General features: G+C 55.4%; 11 protein-coding genes. 3 read left to right on the top strand and 8 right to left on the bottom strand.

Annotated elements, in window-relative coordinates; all coding sequences use genetic code 11:
* The first annotated feature begins 18 nt into the window (after positions 1-18).
* Entirely contained in the window at positions 19-3,714 is a 3,696-nt protein-coding gene (gene metH, locus BSK21_RS06045) for a methionine synthase (protein ID WP_067547715.1), read from the top strand.
* A 2-nt stretch (positions 3,715-3,716) separates the two neighbouring features.
* Here the strand turns inward: metH and BSK21_RS06040 are convergent, their stop codons facing one another.
* From BSK21_RS06040 to BSK21_RS06020, 5 genes are all read right to left on the bottom strand, one after another.
* The gene (locus tag BSK21_RS06040; RefSeq protein ID WP_082959382.1) at positions 3,717-4,403 is read right to left on the bottom strand and encodes a sugar transferase; all 687 of its coding nucleotides are present in this window, start codon (positions 4,401-4,403) and stop codon (positions 3,717-3,719) included.
* Positions 4,404-4,495: 92 nt separating this feature from the next.
* Entirely contained in the window at positions 4,496-6,154 is a 1,659-nt protein-coding gene (locus BSK21_RS06035; RefSeq protein ID WP_067547713.1) for a U32 family peptidase, read from the bottom strand.
* 84 nt (positions 6,155-6,238) lie between these two features.
* Positions 6,239-7,633: a glutamine synthetase family protein gene (locus BSK21_RS06030; RefSeq protein ID WP_067547711.1), complete on the bottom strand. Its 1,395-nt coding sequence runs from the start codon at positions 7,631-7,633 to the stop codon at positions 6,239-6,241.
* Positions 7,633-9,018, bottom strand: coding sequence for an aspartate aminotransferase family protein (locus BSK21_RS06025; RefSeq protein ID WP_067547708.1), 1,386 nt, complete (start codon positions 9,016-9,018; stop codon positions 7,633-7,635). Before BSK21_RS06025 ends, BSK21_RS06030 begins: the two co-directional genes overlap by 1 nt.
* A gap of 96 nt (positions 9,019-9,114) precedes the next feature.
* Complete coding sequence (locus BSK21_RS06020) at positions 9,115-10,125, bottom strand: AraC family transcriptional regulator (RefSeq protein ID WP_067547703.1); 1,011 nt, start codon at positions 10,123-10,125, stop codon at positions 9,115-9,117.
* 116 nt (positions 10,126-10,241) lie between these two features.
* Between BSK21_RS06020 and BSK21_RS06015 the strand changes: the two genes are divergently transcribed.
* Positions 10,242-11,048 carry a crotonase/enoyl-CoA hydratase family protein gene (locus BSK21_RS06015; RefSeq protein WP_067547701.1) on the top strand — a complete coding sequence of 269 codons (807 nt, stop codon included), beginning with the start codon at positions 10,242-10,244 and terminating at the stop codon, positions 11,046-11,048.
* Here BSK21_RS06015 and BSK21_RS06010 read toward each other — a convergent pair.
* Both BSK21_RS06010 and BSK21_RS06005 read right to left on the bottom strand, forming a co-directional pair.
* Positions 11,045-11,404, bottom strand: coding sequence for a DUF393 domain-containing protein (locus tag BSK21_RS06010; protein ID WP_231924747.1), 360 nt, complete (start codon positions 11,402-11,404; stop codon positions 11,045-11,047). The genes BSK21_RS06015 and BSK21_RS06010 overlap by 4 nt on opposite strands.
* A 60-nt stretch (positions 11,405-11,464) precedes the next feature.
* The gene (locus BSK21_RS06005; RefSeq protein WP_067547698.1) at positions 11,465-12,613 is read right to left on the bottom strand and encodes an amidohydrolase; all 1,149 of its coding nucleotides are present in this window, start codon (positions 12,611-12,613) and stop codon (positions 11,465-11,467) included.
* 98 nt (positions 12,614-12,711) lie between these two features.
* Here BSK21_RS06005 and BSK21_RS06000 point away from each other — a divergent pair, with 98 nt between their 5' ends.
* Positions 12,712-13,344 carry a glutathione S-transferase gene (locus BSK21_RS06000; RefSeq protein WP_067547696.1) on the top strand — a complete coding sequence of 211 codons (633 nt, stop codon included), beginning with the start codon at positions 12,712-12,714 and terminating at the stop codon, positions 13,342-13,344.
* An 86-nt stretch (positions 13,345-13,430) separates the two neighbouring features.
* On the opposite strand, the gene BSK21_RS05995 is transcribed toward BSK21_RS06000, so the two are convergent.
* Positions 13,431-16,217, bottom strand: coding sequence for a bifunctional aconitate hydratase 2/2-methylisocitrate dehydratase (locus BSK21_RS05995; protein WP_067547879.1), 2,787 nt, complete (start codon positions 16,215-16,217; stop codon positions 13,431-13,433).
* Positions 16,218-16,235: the final 18 nt, after the last annotated feature.

Below are 16,235 nucleotides of genomic sequence, written 5' to 3'. Positions count from 1 at the left end.
CAAGCAAAGGATACCTTAATGACCAAACCAGTTCGTTCGCCTATTTTTGACAGCCTTACCATCGCGGCCCGAGACCGCATCCTTATTCTGGATGGCGCTATGGGGACACAAATCCAAAAACTCGGCCTCGTCGAAAGGGATTTCACAGGGCATGGCGGTTGCGGGTGCCACATCCATTCGGACAAGCCGCAACAGGGCAACAATGACCTTTTGAACCTCACGCAGCCCGACGCGATTGAGGAAATTCACTTTCAATATGCGATGGCGGGGGCCGATATTGCAGAGACCAACACGTTCTCTTCGACTACGATCGCGCAGGCGGATTACGGACTAGAGGACAAGGTTTATGATCTGAACATTGCAGGCGCACGTTTGGCGCGTAACGCGATGGATCGCGCGACAGCGATTGACGGGAAGCCTCGGTTTGTTGCGGGTGCTGTTGGTCCGACCAACCGAACGGCGAGCATTAGCCCAGATGTGAACAACCCCGGCTACCGCGCTGTTTCGTTTGATGAATTGCGCGTTGCCTATGCTCAACAAATCCACGGGCTGATTGACGGCGGCGCGGACATTATTCTGATCGAAACGATCTTTGATACCCTGAACGCAAAGGCCGCCGTTTTTGCTGCTGAGGAAGTGTTTGAGGCGAAAGGTATCATCCTGCCCGTGATGATTTCGGGTACGATCACTGACCTGTCAGGGCGCACGCTCTCGGGTCAGACGCCGACGGCGTTTTGGCATTCGCTTCGCCATGCGCGGCCTTTTACGATCGGACTGAACTGTGCGCTTGGTGCAAATGCGATGCGTGAACATTTGGCCGAACTGTCGAGCGTTGCCGACACTCGGATTTGCGCCTACCCGAACGCGGGCCTCCCCAATGAGTTCGGCGAATATGATGAGACGCCCGCACAGATGGCAGCCCAAATCGAAGGCTTCGCCAAGGATGGGCTGCTGAACATTGTCGGTGGGTGCTGTGGATCGACCTTTGACCACATCCGCGCCATTGCCGAGGTCGTCAAAAGCTATGCACCCCGCGCGATCCCGACAGTTGAACCGCTCATGCGCCTCTCTGGACTAGAGCCATTCACCCTAACCAACGACATTCCATTTGTGAACGTGGGTGAACGGACAAACGTGACAGGGTCCGCTAAGTTCCGCAAATTGATCACGGCTGCGGATTACACTGCGGCCTTGGACGTCGCCCGCCAACAGGTCGAAAATGGCGCGCAGATCATCGACATCAACATGGATGAAGGCCTTATCGACAGCAAACAAGCGATGGTCGATTACCTGAACTTGATCGCAGCAGAGCCTGACATTGCCCGCGTGCCGATCATGGTCGATAGTTCCAAGTGGGAGGTGATCGAGGCGGGCCTAAAGTGCATCCAGGGCAAGGCCATCGTCAATTCGATTTCTATGAAAGAAGGCGAAGAGCAATTCCGCCAGCAGGCGACCCTTTGTCGTCGATATGGTGCCGCAGTCGTCGTCATGGCCTTTGACGAACGCGGCCAAGCCGATACCGAAGATCGCAAGGTCGAAATTTGCACCCGTGCCTATCGGATCCTGACCCAAGACATCGGTTTCCCACCCGAAGACATCATATTTGACCCGAACGTTTTTGCGGTCGCGACGGGCATTGAAGAGCACGACAACTATGGCGTCGACTTCATCAATGCGACCAAGCGGATCACTGAGGCCTGCCCGCATGTCCACGTCTCGGGCGGGGTGTCAAACCTGTCGTTTTCTTTCCGCGGGAACGAGGCCGTGCGCGAAGCCATGCATGCCGTATTCCTATACCATGCAATCCAAAACGGCATGGATATGGGGATCGTGAACGCAGGCCAGCTCGCCGTTTATTCAGAGATCGACCCTGAACTACGCGAGCATTGCGAGGATGTGGTTCTGAACCGCCGTTCTGACGCCACAGAGCGGATGCTGGAACTGGCCGAAACCTATCGCGGCCAAGGTGGTGCACTGGCCAAGGAAAAGGACATGTCATGGCGCGAGGCCTCGGTTGAAAAACGTCTCGAACACGCCTTGGTCAACGGCATCACCGAATTCATTGAGGCCGACACCGAGGAAGCCCGCCAACGGGCGACCCGCCCGCTCGACGTGATTGAGGGGCCACTGATGGACGGCATGAACGTGGTCGGCGACCTCTTTGGCGCAGGTAAAATGTTCCTCCCCCAAGTGGTGAAATCCGCCCGCGTGATGAAACAAGCTGTCGCCGTCCTGACGCCTTACATTGAGGCCGAAAAAAACGGTAAACAAGAAGCCGCAGGTAAGGTTCTCTTGGCAACGGTAAAGGGCGATGTGCATGACATCGGTAAAAACATCGTTGGCGTTGTGCTGGCCTGTAACAACTACGAAATCATCGACCTAGGCGTCATGGTGCCGACGTCGAAAATCCTTGAGACGGCAAAGCGTGAGAATGTCGATGTGATCGGATTGTCTGGTCTGATCACACCGTCGCTCGATGAGATGGTCCACGTTGCCGCCGAGATGGAGCGTGAGGGCTTTGACATCCCCCTTTTGATCGGCGGCGCGACAACGTCCAAGGTTCACACCGCAGTAAAAATCGCGCCGAAGTACACCAGCGGTCAGGCGATGTATGTGACCGATGCCAGCCGCGCGGTCGGCGTCGTGTCGTCTCTACTGTCGGACAAAGCGGCTGAGGTGAAACAGGCGGCCCGCGCCGATTACGCCGATATTGCAGAACGTCATGCCCGAGGCGAACGCGGTAAAAAGCGGATCACATTGCAAGAAGCCCGCGACAATGCGTTGAAGATCGATTTCGGCGGGTATGAAGCTAAAACACCGACTTTCATCGGCACTCGCGTCTTTGATCAGTGGTCACTGGCTGAATTGGCCGACTACATCGACTGGACCCCGTTTTTCCAAACGTGGGAGTTGAAAGGCCAATATCCGGCTATTCTGGATGACCCAAAACAAGGTGAAGCGGCGCGGTCCCTATTCGCAGACGCTCAGGCCATGTTGGAAAAAATCATCGATGAAAGCTGGTTCGCGCCAAAGGCGGTCGTTGGGTTCTGGCCCGCGCAGTCTGTCGGTGACGACATACAGCTATTTAACGATGAAGCACGGGAAGAACCTCTGCAAACGCTCTACACCCTGCGTCAGCAAACGGCAAAACGCGATGGACGACCCAATGTTGCGCTCTCTGACTTTGTAGCACCGTCTGGCGACTATATTGGTGCATTCGTCGTCACGGCTGGCCCCGAAGAGGACGAAATCGCGTCGCAGTTTGACGCCAAGTACGACAACTATTCTTCGATTATGGTCAAGGCTTTGGCAGACCGATTTGCCGAGGCCTTTGCCGAGCGGATGCATGAATATGTTCGGACCGAGCTTTGGGGCTATGCATCCGAGGCCTATGCCCCGACCGATCTGATTGCTGAGCCCTATGCTGGCATCCGCCCTGCCCCAGGTTATCCAGCGCAGCCAGATCACACCGAAAAAGCGACGCTTTGGTCGTTGCTGGATGCGGAAACGGCAACGGGTGTTTCACTGACGGAAAGCTATGCGATGTGGCCTGCGGCTTCGGTGTCAGGCCTCTACATCGCCCATCCAGAAAGCTATTATTTCGGAGTTGGTAAAGTTGAGCGCGATCAGGTTGAGGACTACGCGAACCGCAAAGGTATAAGCGTAGCTGAGGCTGAACGCTGGCTTTCGCCGATCCTCAATTACCAGACCTAACCTTAGCGGCCCGTGCTTTTGATGACGACACTGACCGTTTTAAGGAGGATCAACAGGTCCTCCTTGAGGCTGAGACGGGAATGATAGTCGTCATCAAATCCGACACGATCAACAAACCGAGTGTCCCCACGCCCCGCCACCTGCCAAGACCCCGTAATGCCAGGACGCATCGCGTAATAGGCGCGACCTCCTGCCTGACGATAAAGGTCTTCCTGCGACGGAAGGAAGGGACGCGGGCCAACGACACTCATCTCACCGCGCAAGACGTTGAAAAGCTGTGGTAATTCATCGAGGCTGGACCGCCGCAAGAAGCAGCCGAACTTTGTGATACGCGGATCAATGCGGAGCTTTTGATCACGGTGCCATTCCGCAGCAATGATCGGATCAGCGGCGCACATTTCAGCCAACCGCGTCTCTGCATCAACATGCATCGTGCGCAGTTTGAAGCAGGGAAACACGTGTCCATGTAGCCCAACACGAGGTTGGACAAAGAACGCGGGACCACCGTCGCGGCGGATAATGAGTGCAAGAACCGCAATGACGGGCACGACAATCGGCAAGGACACCGCGACGAGCATCGTATCAATAATCCGTTTAAAGACACGCTGATAGACGCGCACCCCAGCACTAGATACCTGCCTCACAGTAAAGGACGAAACCGAAACACTGTCGATTGGCGCATATTTCATAACACTTCCCCAAACCAAGTTTCCGCATGTGCAGGCCCTGACCTTAGGGAGAAGTGCTTAATGAAGTTTGAAGGCTAACGGGAAAATCAAGCTTAGATCTTTTCCCGCATATCGCGGTCTAACATCTCGCCCATTTTCTTTTGCTTGAGCAACTCACGAGCCTTTGCATATTCGGGATCGTTCCAGAACATCAGGCACCCGTTACAACCACGACCACAGCAGCCAGCCGCACCAGAGCGCGAGGTTTTGGACCGTTTTTCCATCTGCTCAGAGCCGATGGCGTCCTGCAACTTCTTAACCTGATTGCGATACGCACCTTTGTAGGCATCCTGCCCCAGTTCAATTTTCTGCGCCGTTTTATCGAGCTTGAACCGCCGCCAATCGTCGTCGGTTAGCATGGCCTCTGAGCGGACAATGGTGAACGGCGGGAAATTGCGACGGATCGCTTCGGGGTCTTCACGGTCAAACGCCGTGAATGGGATGAACACCTGATCACCACGGCTACCTACGACGTAGTCCGCAATTTCACCCGGTTTGTTGGCGAGTTCGTATTCGTAGAGGCGCAAGAGAACAGGTTCCGCTTTCGGATCGGGCGGCAGGAATTCCAGAACATCACCGCCATCGAGACGGTTCTTGACGTTCATCACCAGACCGTCCTCGCGAACCTCGGTGATCATGCCCGCGAATTCCCACAGAGCCATTGCCTTGGTGTGGTCATAGTTGTGGGCGTAGTTCTGGAGGCGGCCCTCGTGGAATGCGATGGTAAACCCACGGTTCGTCGCACCGACGAGTTCGTCCATATACTGATCTGGCGACCAGTTCTCGGGGTCGGCGTAATAGTCATCAATCGCACGGCGATACGCTCGTGCAACGGTGGCGACATAATACGGGCTTTTGTTACGTCCTTCGACCTTGAGGCTATCAACGCCGATACGCAGCAGGTCGTCGAGTTTTGGCATGAGGCACATATCCTTGGAGTTCAAGATATAAGAGCCGCGCCAATCCTCTTCGATCGGCATGAATTCACCGGGACGCGCGCCCTCTTCCAACACGAATTCGAACAGTTCGAGGTTCTCTTCGGTCAGCGGCAATTCTTTGATCGTGCCGTCCTTGAGCTTCATGTGGACCTTATAGTGCCAGCGACAGGAGTTCGCACAGTTGCCTTGGTTCGCGCCGCGTTCGGCCATGAAGTTCGACAAGAGGCAGCGGCCCGAATAGGTCATGCACATCGCACCGTGAACAAAGCTCTCTAGGCGGATGTCAGGGCATTTCTCGCGGATTTCTTCCATCTCGGCAAAGGTGACCTCGCGAGCCAAAACGACCAGTTCGGCACCCATATCTTTCCAGTAGTCCACCGTGAGCCATGAACACACGTTCGCTTGTGTCGAGATGTGAAGGTTCAGCTCAGGCGCATGTTTGCGTACGTAGTTAAAGACACCAGGATCCGCGATGATCACGCCATCGGGACGGATGTCTTTCAGCGTCTCGATAAAGCTCTCTAGCTTTTCTACGTCTTTGTTATGCGTAAAGAGGTTGAGCGTCAGATAGACCCGCACACCATGCGCATGTGCAAAGGCAACGCCCTCTTTGACATCCTCAAGCGAGAACTTGGATTTCGTCCGCAGCGACATATCGGGCGTGCCGAGGTAAACCGCGTCGGCCCCATAGAGAACAGCAACCTTCAGCCGCTCGAGCGAGCCTGCAGGCATCAAAAGCTCTGAACGACGGGTCTGGGTCTGATCTTTGGGCATGGCATGTCCTCTCTCTGGCTATCGGTCCACATAGCGGCGTGGGTCCGATAAACCTTGATCGAGGACAAAGAAACCTAAAAACGATCAGATCGTGTAAAGATACAGGTCGTAGTCCACATTGCTGATCGTGCGTGCCACGCGGTCGTATTCGGCCTGACGCACCGCCGTGAAGGTGCGATGCATGTCTTCGCCCAAGGCCGATTTTAGGAAGTCAGAGTTCACCGCCATATCAATCGCACTGCGCCAATCACGCGGGATCGGCGGGCCCGCGGGGTCCACATCATAGGCGTTGCCCGTGGTTTCTGGACCCGGATCAATGCGGTTCTCAATCCCGTGCAGAATACCCGCCAGAACCGTCGCCCCAATAAGGTATGGGTTCGCATCCACGCCAGAGGGGCGATGTTCAATGCGGCGCGCCTTAACATCGCCTTCGGGGATGCGGAGCGCGACAGAGCGGTTATTCACACCCCATGCAGTCGATACTGGTGCATAGCTTTGGTTCGCGAAACGACGCCACGAATTGAGGTGCGGTGCAAAGACGAGCATGGATTCACCCATCGTCGCCCGCAAACCACCAATCGCGTGGAGGATCGTATCGGTCCAGCCTTCGCCTTCTTTTTCGGCAAAGACGTTATTGCCCGCATCATCCTGCAAAGAGACGTGGAAATGCATGCCAGAGCCTGCGTAATCCTCAATCGGTTTCGCCATGAAACAGGCCGTCACGCCATGCGCACGTGCTTGTTGGCGCACAATCCGTTTGAGCCGCACAAGGTCATCCGCCGCCTGCATCACGTCCTCACGGTAGTGCAACGTCAGTTCATACTGACCGGGCGCATATTCAGAAATCATGGTCTCTGCTTTGATCCCTGCCTTCTCAGCGCCTGCGTAAATGTCAGAAAAGAGCGGCAACATCCCGTGCAGGTGATCGACGGAATAGACCTCGGTCTTGCCGCTGGATTTCCGACCATCCAAAACGTCACGCGCGGGACGCACTTTGCCATCAGCATCACGTTCGTTGTCGAGGAGGAAGAACTCCAATTCAAACGCGCCCGCAGGTTTCAGACCTTTGGCTGCGAAGGCATCGACCTGCCGCTGCAAAGCATGGCGCGGGTCAGAGGTCATCGGGCGACCGTCGAGTTCGTAGAGCGAAAGGAACACCTCAGCCCGAGGCGGCGTGGTGTTATGGAGCGGCTTTAACGTGCCGGGAATAGGCCACGCGCGCAGATCGCCATCACCCTGATCCCAGATCAGACCCGTTTCATGGACATCCTCACCGCAGATATCGAGACCGAGGATCGAAATCGGAATGTGACGGCCCGATTTATAGATCGACACCAGTTCGTGCCTCCGAATGATCTTGCCCCGCCCGATCCCATTGGAGTCGTGCAGGACGATATCGATTGCTTCGATCTCAGGATGCGCGTCGAGGAACGCTTCGGCTTCGGCAACACTCGCGCCAGAGGGACAGGTTTGGGTCATCAGGTTTTTCCTTTGGCGAAGAGGTCTGACATTACATCATCGAACGCGGCGATGAGGCGGTCAATCTGGTCATTTGTGGTCACAGGGCTGACCAACATCATATTATGGAAGGGCGCGATCAGGCAGCCACGATTTAAGAGTGCTGTATGCACGACGGCCTCGACCTCATGGATATGTGCAGCGGCGGCCTCTGTCCCATTATTGAGTGGGCCTTTGGCGCAGATAAATTCGACGCGCGCTCCGACACGGACAACGTGCCAAGGCGCATTATGGCGCTGGATCACTTGCGCTAAACCATCAGCAAGCCGCTCAGCGCCGCGCTCCATATGGGCGTAATTTTCGCCAGTCATCACGTCGGACAACGTAGCCGTCAGACAAGCGAATTGCATCGGGTTCGCAGAGAGCGTGGTGCCCATCCCCGAATGGCCGCTCGGCTTTTCCGCGCAATACCGCAGGTAGGATTTCACAACCTTAGGCGCGAGGCCCCAAACTGCGGTCGGCATCCCGCCCGCCACGCATTTCCCGACGACAAAGATATCAGGTTCGAGCCCGTGCACGCGGGTGTAGCCACCCAGCCCCGATGAAATCGTGTGTGTTTCGTCGATGATCAAAAGCGCGCCATATCGGTTCGCCAATTTCCGAAGTTCCGCATGAAACCCGTCGTGTGGCAGCACCATGCAAGAGTTGGTCATCACCGGCTCTGTCAAAATAGCCGCAACATCGCCCGTTTTCAGTGCGGCCTCCACGCTGGCCAGATCGTTGAATTCTGCACAAACAGCTGTCTGGGTGAGATCCGCCACCTGTCCCACAAGACCCTCGCGGGTCGCTGTCTTGCCACCACGCAGTTCAACCATCGCGTCGTCAACGGTGCCATGATAACAGCCATTGAACACCAGAACCTTGGGCCGCCCCGTGACCGCGCGTGCCACGCGCAAGGCAAAACGGTTCGCATCCGTCGCAGTGGTCGCGATCTGCCACGCAAAGTCCCCAAACCGTTCTGTCAACAACGCACCAGCCATCAACGCGGCCTCAGTCGGGAGCATGTAAGTCAGCCCGCGTTTCGCCTGCTTACGGATCGCTTTCGCAACCGGTTTGGGGGAATGCCCGAACATTGAGCCCGTATCGCCAAGGCAGAAATCATCGATCTTATGACCGTCCAAATCTGTGATCTGCGCCGCCTTAGCTTTTTGCACTAGCATCGGGAACGGCATCGGCCAGTCCTTCATCCAATGCATCGGAACGCCGTCCAAATAAGAAACGGAACCTGATTTCAGAGACTTTTGCGTCTTTGGACGGCTTTGAACATACCGATCGGCCTCGCGGGTCGCGATTTCATGCAAACGATCCAAAGGGACGCCCGCCAATTCTTCGATGACCTGTGACATGGGCTCCGCTCCGCCAGATTTGAGCAAACAGTTTGACACTAGATATACGTTTAAAATGAACCAATAAAGTCCTTCGTTATAAATTTATGATCAAATTTAGCTCCTGCTCTTTTGCGGCTGATAAGCCCGAGGCGTTTGGCCCGTCCACCGCCGAAAAGCACGGTGAAAATTCGCAGCCGAGGCAAACCCGACGTCCTGCGCGATAGCCTCAATCGACTTCCCCCCTAACGACAATTCGCGCATCGCCACGTCACGCCGAACGCCGTCTTTGATCAACTGGAATGTCGTTCCTTCGGCATCCAAACGCCGCATCAAGGTGCGCGACGTCACATTCATCATTCCCGCAGCATCCACCAATGACAGATTAAACCCGTCCGAGGCTAAAACCATTTCGCGCAAACGGAGCGATAAGGCATGTTCGCGCAACGCTGTGAAAATCCAATCCCGCGGTGCTCTCTCAAGGAATTCCCTCATCTCGGAATCGCTCTTCGCAAGGATCGCTTCAGGCAAGTCAGAGCTGAATATGACCGTTGATTTCCGATGAGAAAACGAAACGGGGCACGGGAATAGAACCGGATAATCGGATGCAAAATCAGGAGCTTCAAATCCGAACTGCACCTCGTTCAGACGCACTTCAAATCCAGCGAGCCACGACGCGATGCCATGCGCAAGTTTTAAGACGAGCAGCACGCCGAACCGGTTGGCAGGCTGTTCTGCGGTCTCTGTGATCGAAAGAGCCACATGCCCGTTCGCATCGGACAGTTCCAACCTCACATCGTCCAGAATGATGTTCCAGTATTGAACGAACCGAAATAGTGCGGCTGACATAGAGGACGCATCCCTCACCGATCCGCAGAGCAGTTTCAGCGCGCCGGCCCGCACAGGGCGCCCCCAAAGGCCAACCATCTCATCGCCCGTCTCTATCGCTATCCTCTGATAGAGCCTCACGATCTGGTCGTGTGTCACCCTAACTGAGCCGTCAGTAAGACCAATATCATCGAGGATGTTCGCCAATGTGTTCGACGGGCATGACCGCTCCAAGGCTTCGACCCAATCTTGGATGAACGCACGAGAAACGGTGGGGTATATGGGGTCACTCTTTTTCATTTGCCCATCACCCTGCCCCAATCTGTCACTTTCAGCAAATTATTAGTCATTTTTTGAGATAGATTGACCACATTCATGTTGTTAAGTGTCACTAAATGACCAAACAGGACCATCCCATGACCACATTAATCGACAGCAGCCGCTATGCGAACCTCGACATCACAGAACAGGACAATGGTGTTCTGCTTGTGACGCTCAACCGCGCGGCAAAGCGGAATGCTCTCGACAGTGCGACGATTGAAGAACTCGTTGATTTCTTTACGGCCGCCCCTCGCGCTGGCGTGCGAGCCATCGTTCTGGCCGGTTCTGGGGATCATTTCTGCGCGGGCCTCGACCTCGTGGAACATCACCGCGAAGATCGTAGCCCCGCCGATTTCATGCACCTTTGTTTGCGTTGGCATGAGGCCTTTAATAAAATGGAATATGGCGGCGTGCCGATTATCGCAGCACTAAAAGGGGCCGTCGTCGGGGGTGGCCTCGAATTGGCGAGCGCTGCGCATATCCGCGTCATGGACAACACGACCTATTTTGCCCTTCCAGAGGGCCAGCGTGGATTGTTCACTGGTGGTGGCGCGACCATTCGCGTGACCGACCTCGTCGGCAAAGCGCGTATGATCGATATGATGCTTACGGGCCGCGTGTATCAAGGGACCGAGGCCGTCAATATTGGCCTCGCGCAATACCACACCGATGGGTCGAGCTTGGATATGGCGCTGGAGCTCGCGCAAAAGGCTGCTGAAAACCTGCCCCTGTCGAATTTTGCGATTTGCTCGGCGGTGAGCCACATGCGGAACATGTCCGCGATGGATGCCGCCTATGCGGAGGCTGTGGTGGCGGGCGTTGTGAACACTCAACCCGATGCACGTGCGCGGCTCGCGGCGTTTGCAGATAAATCAGCAGCGCGGGTCCGACCGAACAGTTAACCCCGCAAGGCCCGTTGCAAGCGTGGTCTAATCTTAAGGAAGCCTTTGTAGAGCGCTTCGAAAAGAGGTGTCATCGGTGGCCAGCCTGCGATGACACCCAAGGGCCGCAAAACGGGGATCGCACGCCACATGGCGGCAAAGGCAGCCGCGCCCGAATACAACTGCCCTCCGACCTGCGCATGAAACCGTTCGAGAATTGCTGTCCGATCCAATGGACATGAAGTGTTCGGATCACAGGCATCGACAAATTCAATCGCCCCTCGACGATCCAGCCGACGCATCAAAGCGATCTCACGCGCACAAAGTGGGCACTGGCTGTCATACCAAACAGTTACATACTTCGCTTGCTGGATCACTGGTCTACTTACCTCATGAGTTACGCGAAAGGTAGAACCAGCACTCCAGCAGGCAAGACGTTAATAGACCAACTGTTGCAGGGCACGGATAAAGACATTGGCACCTGTTTTGATAAGCTCGTCCGGAAAATCGTAGTCAGGGTTGTGAAGTGCGGGCATGTCAGTCCCTGCACCAAGCAAGAACATGGCAGCGTTCGACACATGTCCAAATCGCCCAAAATCCTCAGACGCGCGCATCGGTAAATACCCCCTGACGAGCGTCAGCCCCTCATCGACAATTGATTGCTCCAAAACCGCGGTAGCCTCTGGCGCGTTCATACAGTGATGGAAAACATCGTGGTATGTGATCTCAACACCAAGCCCGAATTTAGACGCAGCCGCCGTCACTAAACACTCTGCCCGCGCCACCAAGGCATCCATGGTCGCGTCTTGTTGCGTGCGAAGTGTAACCCAAAGTTCGGCGTGCGCTGGCGCGACGCCAAAGGCCGCCTCACCTATACGCACGTGCGTGACGGTGGCGAGTGTGAAACTATCGTCTTGGGGTCGCCCGCCCGTCGCCAAATTGGTCATCGCAGGGATCAATTCAGCAATTGCGAGCGCGGGCGACACCCCAGTTTCTGGTTGAGAGGCATGGGCCGTCCGACCCTTCAGAACCAACTTCATACCACGCGAGGCACAGGCCATTGGCCCTACCTCAATCGCAGCATGACCTATAGGAATACCGGGCATATTATGAAGCGATAGCGCAATGTCTGGTGTGATCGCTGCAAATTTCACGTCTGCGATTACCTTGGCCGCGCCCGAGCCGTCCTCTTCTGCGGGTTGGAACAGCAAAACCACACGCCCTTTTTGAGGTCGATTTTGACCGACCCATTGCGCCACACCGGCCATGATTGCCATATGACCATCGTGCCCGCACAAATGAGCGACGCCATCCCGCGACGACCTATGCGGTGCTATCGAAAGCTCTTGGATCGGCAACGCATCCAATTCGCAGCGCAACAGGACCGTCGGCCCAGCCTCACAGCCACTGTAACACCCTGCAACGCCGTGACCGCCAAGACCCGTGATAATTTCATCAGGCGCAGTGGCAGGAAGCATTTCGACGACCGTCGCAGCCGTTTCCAACTCCTGACCCGACAGTTCGGGGTTCCGATGCAGATCCCGTCGCCATGCTACCAATTCAGCGAAAACATCGTCGTTCAGCATGTCCGTGTCTTTCCTTCGGCCGTCCTCGCGCCACACTAACATCAAACGAATAATGCACCACCTAGACCGCGCAACTGATTTCTGGGAAGACATACCTCATGACTGATCATCCCATCCTATGGAGTTTTCGCCGTTGCCCCTACGCGATGCGGGCGCGGCTCGCGATTTTGGTCGCGGGCGTGACCGTCGAAATCCGCGAAATCCTACTGCGTGATAAACCTGCGGAGTTTTTGGCCACCTCGCCATCGGGCACCGTTCCCTGCCTACGCACGGCTGACAGCGTCTATGATGAAAGCCTCGACATCATGGTCTGGGCACTACAACAGCGCGACCCGAAAGGGCTAATGAATATGCCCGACGACGGTTGGGCGTTGATCAAAGCGAACGATGGACCGTTCAAAGCCGCGCTGGATCACACCAAATACATAGCGCGCTATCCCAATCTGAACTTGGAAACCGAACGCGAAAACGCGTCCATGCACCTTCGGACCTTGGATCGTCAGCTTGCAGGGCAAAGTTTCCTCTATGGGGATACAATGACCATCGCCGACCTCGCGATCCTGCCGTTCATTCGCCAGTTTGCACATATCGACCGCACTTGGTTCGACGCCCAAAGCTGGACCAATCTGCGCGCTTACCTCGACCGCTTTCTGGCGAGCGATCTCTTTGCGCGTGTCATGGAAAAGCGGAAAACTTGGGCTGTCGGGGATGACCCCACCTATTTCGCTTAGAGGCCCCAAGCCTCGCCTCTCAGCCTCCCCAAAAACGAAAACGGCCCGCCAAAAGCGGGCCGTTTCTATTTCAAACTCTACACCGATCAGAAGTGAACGGAGAGTGCGTCCAACGGCGTTTTCGTCGGAACGAATTTGGTCAGGTTGATACCCTTAACAGCTGCTTTGTATTCAGACAGTGTCGGCGTTCGTCCAAGGATCGCCGAGAGCACAACAACCGGTGTCGATGCCAGCAGCGATTCACCTTTTTTGGTGTCGCTGTCAGCTACAACACGGCCTTGGAACAAGCGGGTCGAGGTCGCGAGAACAGTGTCACCTTTCGCTGCTTTTTCCTGGTTACCCATGCAGAGGTTACAACCCGGACGCTCGAGGTAGAGAATGTTCTCATACTCGGTGCGTGCGTTAGCTTTGGGTGCGAGGTCGTTGAATTCAAAACCAGAATACTTCTGGAGAATTTCCCAATCACCCTCTTCCTTCAGCTCGTCGATGATGTTGTAGGTCGGAGCAGCAACAACGAGCGGAGCTTTGAACTCTACCTTGCCGTTTAGTTCTTCGATGTTGCGCAGCATCTGAGCGACGATCTTGATGTCGCCCTTGTGGACCATGCACGAGCCCACAAAGCCCAGATCGACCTTTTTCTCTGCACCGTAGTACGAGATCGGACGAATGGTGTCGTGGGTGTAGCGCTTGGACACATCAGCATTGTTTACATCAGGGTCAGCGATCATCGGCTCGTCGATGATGTCGAGATCAACAACAACCTCAGCGAAGTATTTTGCGTTCGCATCAGGTTTCAGCGCCGGTTTCTCGCCCGAACGGATCTCAGCGATACGCTTATCAGCGATTGCGATCAGGTTAGCGAGCATACCGCTCTCTTGATCCATGCCCTTGTCGATCATGATCTGGATGCGGTGTTTCGCGATTTCCAGCGATTCAATCAGGGTCTCGTCATCAGAGATACAGATCGAGGCTTTCGCCTTCATCTCTGCAGTCCAGTCGGTGAAGGTGAACGCTTGGTCTGCGAGCAAGGTACCGATGTGCACTTCGATGACACGACCTTGGAATACGTTGTCGCCGCACTGCTTCAGCATTTGCTGTTGCGTCGCGTGAACAACATCACGGAAGTCCATGTATTCGACCATCGAACCTTTGAAGGTGACTTTGACCGACTCTGGGATCGGCATCGACGCCTCACCTGTTGCAAGAGCCAGAGCCACAGTGCCCGAGTCCGCACCGAATGCGACGCCTTTGGACATACGCGTGTGGCTGTCGCCGCCGATAATGATCGCACGGTCATCAACGGTGATATCGTTGAGAACCTTGTGAATAACGTCCGTCATCGGGTGGTAAACACCCTTCGGATCACGACCAGTTACGAGACCGAATTTGTTCATAAAGCTCATCAGGCGCGGAATGTTGTCCTGTGCCTTCTTGTCCCAAACCGATGCAGTGTGGCACCCAGACTGATACGCGCCGTCGACATTTGGCGAGATCACGGTTGCGGCCATCGCTTCGAGTTCCTGAGCGGTCATCGGGCCAGTTGTGTCTTGCGAACCAACGATGTTGACCTTCACGCGAACATCGGAACCAGCGTGGAGAACCTTGCCCGGCGTGACGCCAACAGCGTTCGCGTTGAAGATTTTCTCAACAGCAGTGAGGCCCTGACCTTCGTGGCTGATTTCTTTGGACGGCGCAAAGACAACAGGTGCTTCAACGCCGAGGATGTCAGCAGCAACAGTCTGGAGTTTTTTACCGAAAACGATGGCGTAAGAGCCGCCGGCTTTCATGAACTCGACTTTTTGCGGGGTGAAGGAAGAGGACAGATCAACTAACTCTTCGCCGTTTTCGTCGTAGAGTTTCTTTTTCTTGGTGTTGATCTTGAGGACCTTACCAGTTTCGACCGAATACTTCTGCTCGAGCAGCGGGTTGCCGTCGTTGCCGAGGATCGGTTTACCGTCTTCGTCCAGCTTTTTAACCCAGTTCTTAAGGTCGAGGCCAATACCGCCGGTCACGCCGACCGTCGTCAAGAAGATCGGCGAGATGCCGTTGGTGCCAGCCACAACAGGTGCGATGTTCACGAACGGGACGTAAGGCGATGCTTGCTTACCAGTCCAAAGTGCGACGTTGTTCACGCCAGACATACGCGACGAACCCACGCCCATCGTGCCCTTTTCAGCGATCATCATGACGCGCTTGCCAGGGTGCTGGAGTTTAAGCTCTTCGATGTGTTTCTGTGCAGCTTCATCGCACATGCATTTGCCGTGCAGTTCACGGTCAGCGCGCGAGTGTGCTTGGTTACCCGGCGACAGAAGGTCGGTCGAGATGTCGCCTTCAGCTGCGACAAAGGTCACGACTTCGATTTCTTCTTCGATCTCAGGCAGACGGGTGAAGAACTCAGCGTTTGCGTAGCTTTGCAGAATGTTGGTCGCAACAGCGTTGCCGGCCGCATGAGCCTCTTTCAGACGATCCGTGTCAGCCTCATAGAGGAACACTTGGGTTTTAAGAACTTCCGCTGCGGATTCAGCAATCGCCAGATCATCGCCCAGCGCGAGGTCGAGAAGAACCTTAACCGAAGGTCCGCCCTTCATGTGCGACAGCAGTTCGAACGCAAATGCCGTGTCGATCTCAGCCACGGTTGCCTGACCAAGGATGATTTCTTTGAGGAACTCAGCCTTAACGCCAGCGGCACTCGTGGTGCCGGGGAGCGTGTTGTAGATGAAGTATTTCAAGGAATCGGCGCGGTGCGCGTTGTTGACGTCCTTGATCTGCTCAATGATTTCAGCAGTCAGAGCGCCATCATCGATAGGCTTGGGGCTAAGCCCCTGCGCTTTGCGGGCTTCGATCTCTTCGAGGTAGCTGGCATAGAGGCTCATTGGTATCTCCGGTGGAAG

Origin of the sequence: Marivivens sp. JLT3646, from assembly GCF_001908835.1 — a bacterium.
In the GTDB taxonomy this organism is placed as follows: Bacteria; Pseudomonadota; Alphaproteobacteria; order Rhodobacterales; family Rhodobacteraceae; genus Marivivens; species Marivivens geojensis.
This window is presented reverse-complemented; position numbering and strand designations above follow the sequence as displayed.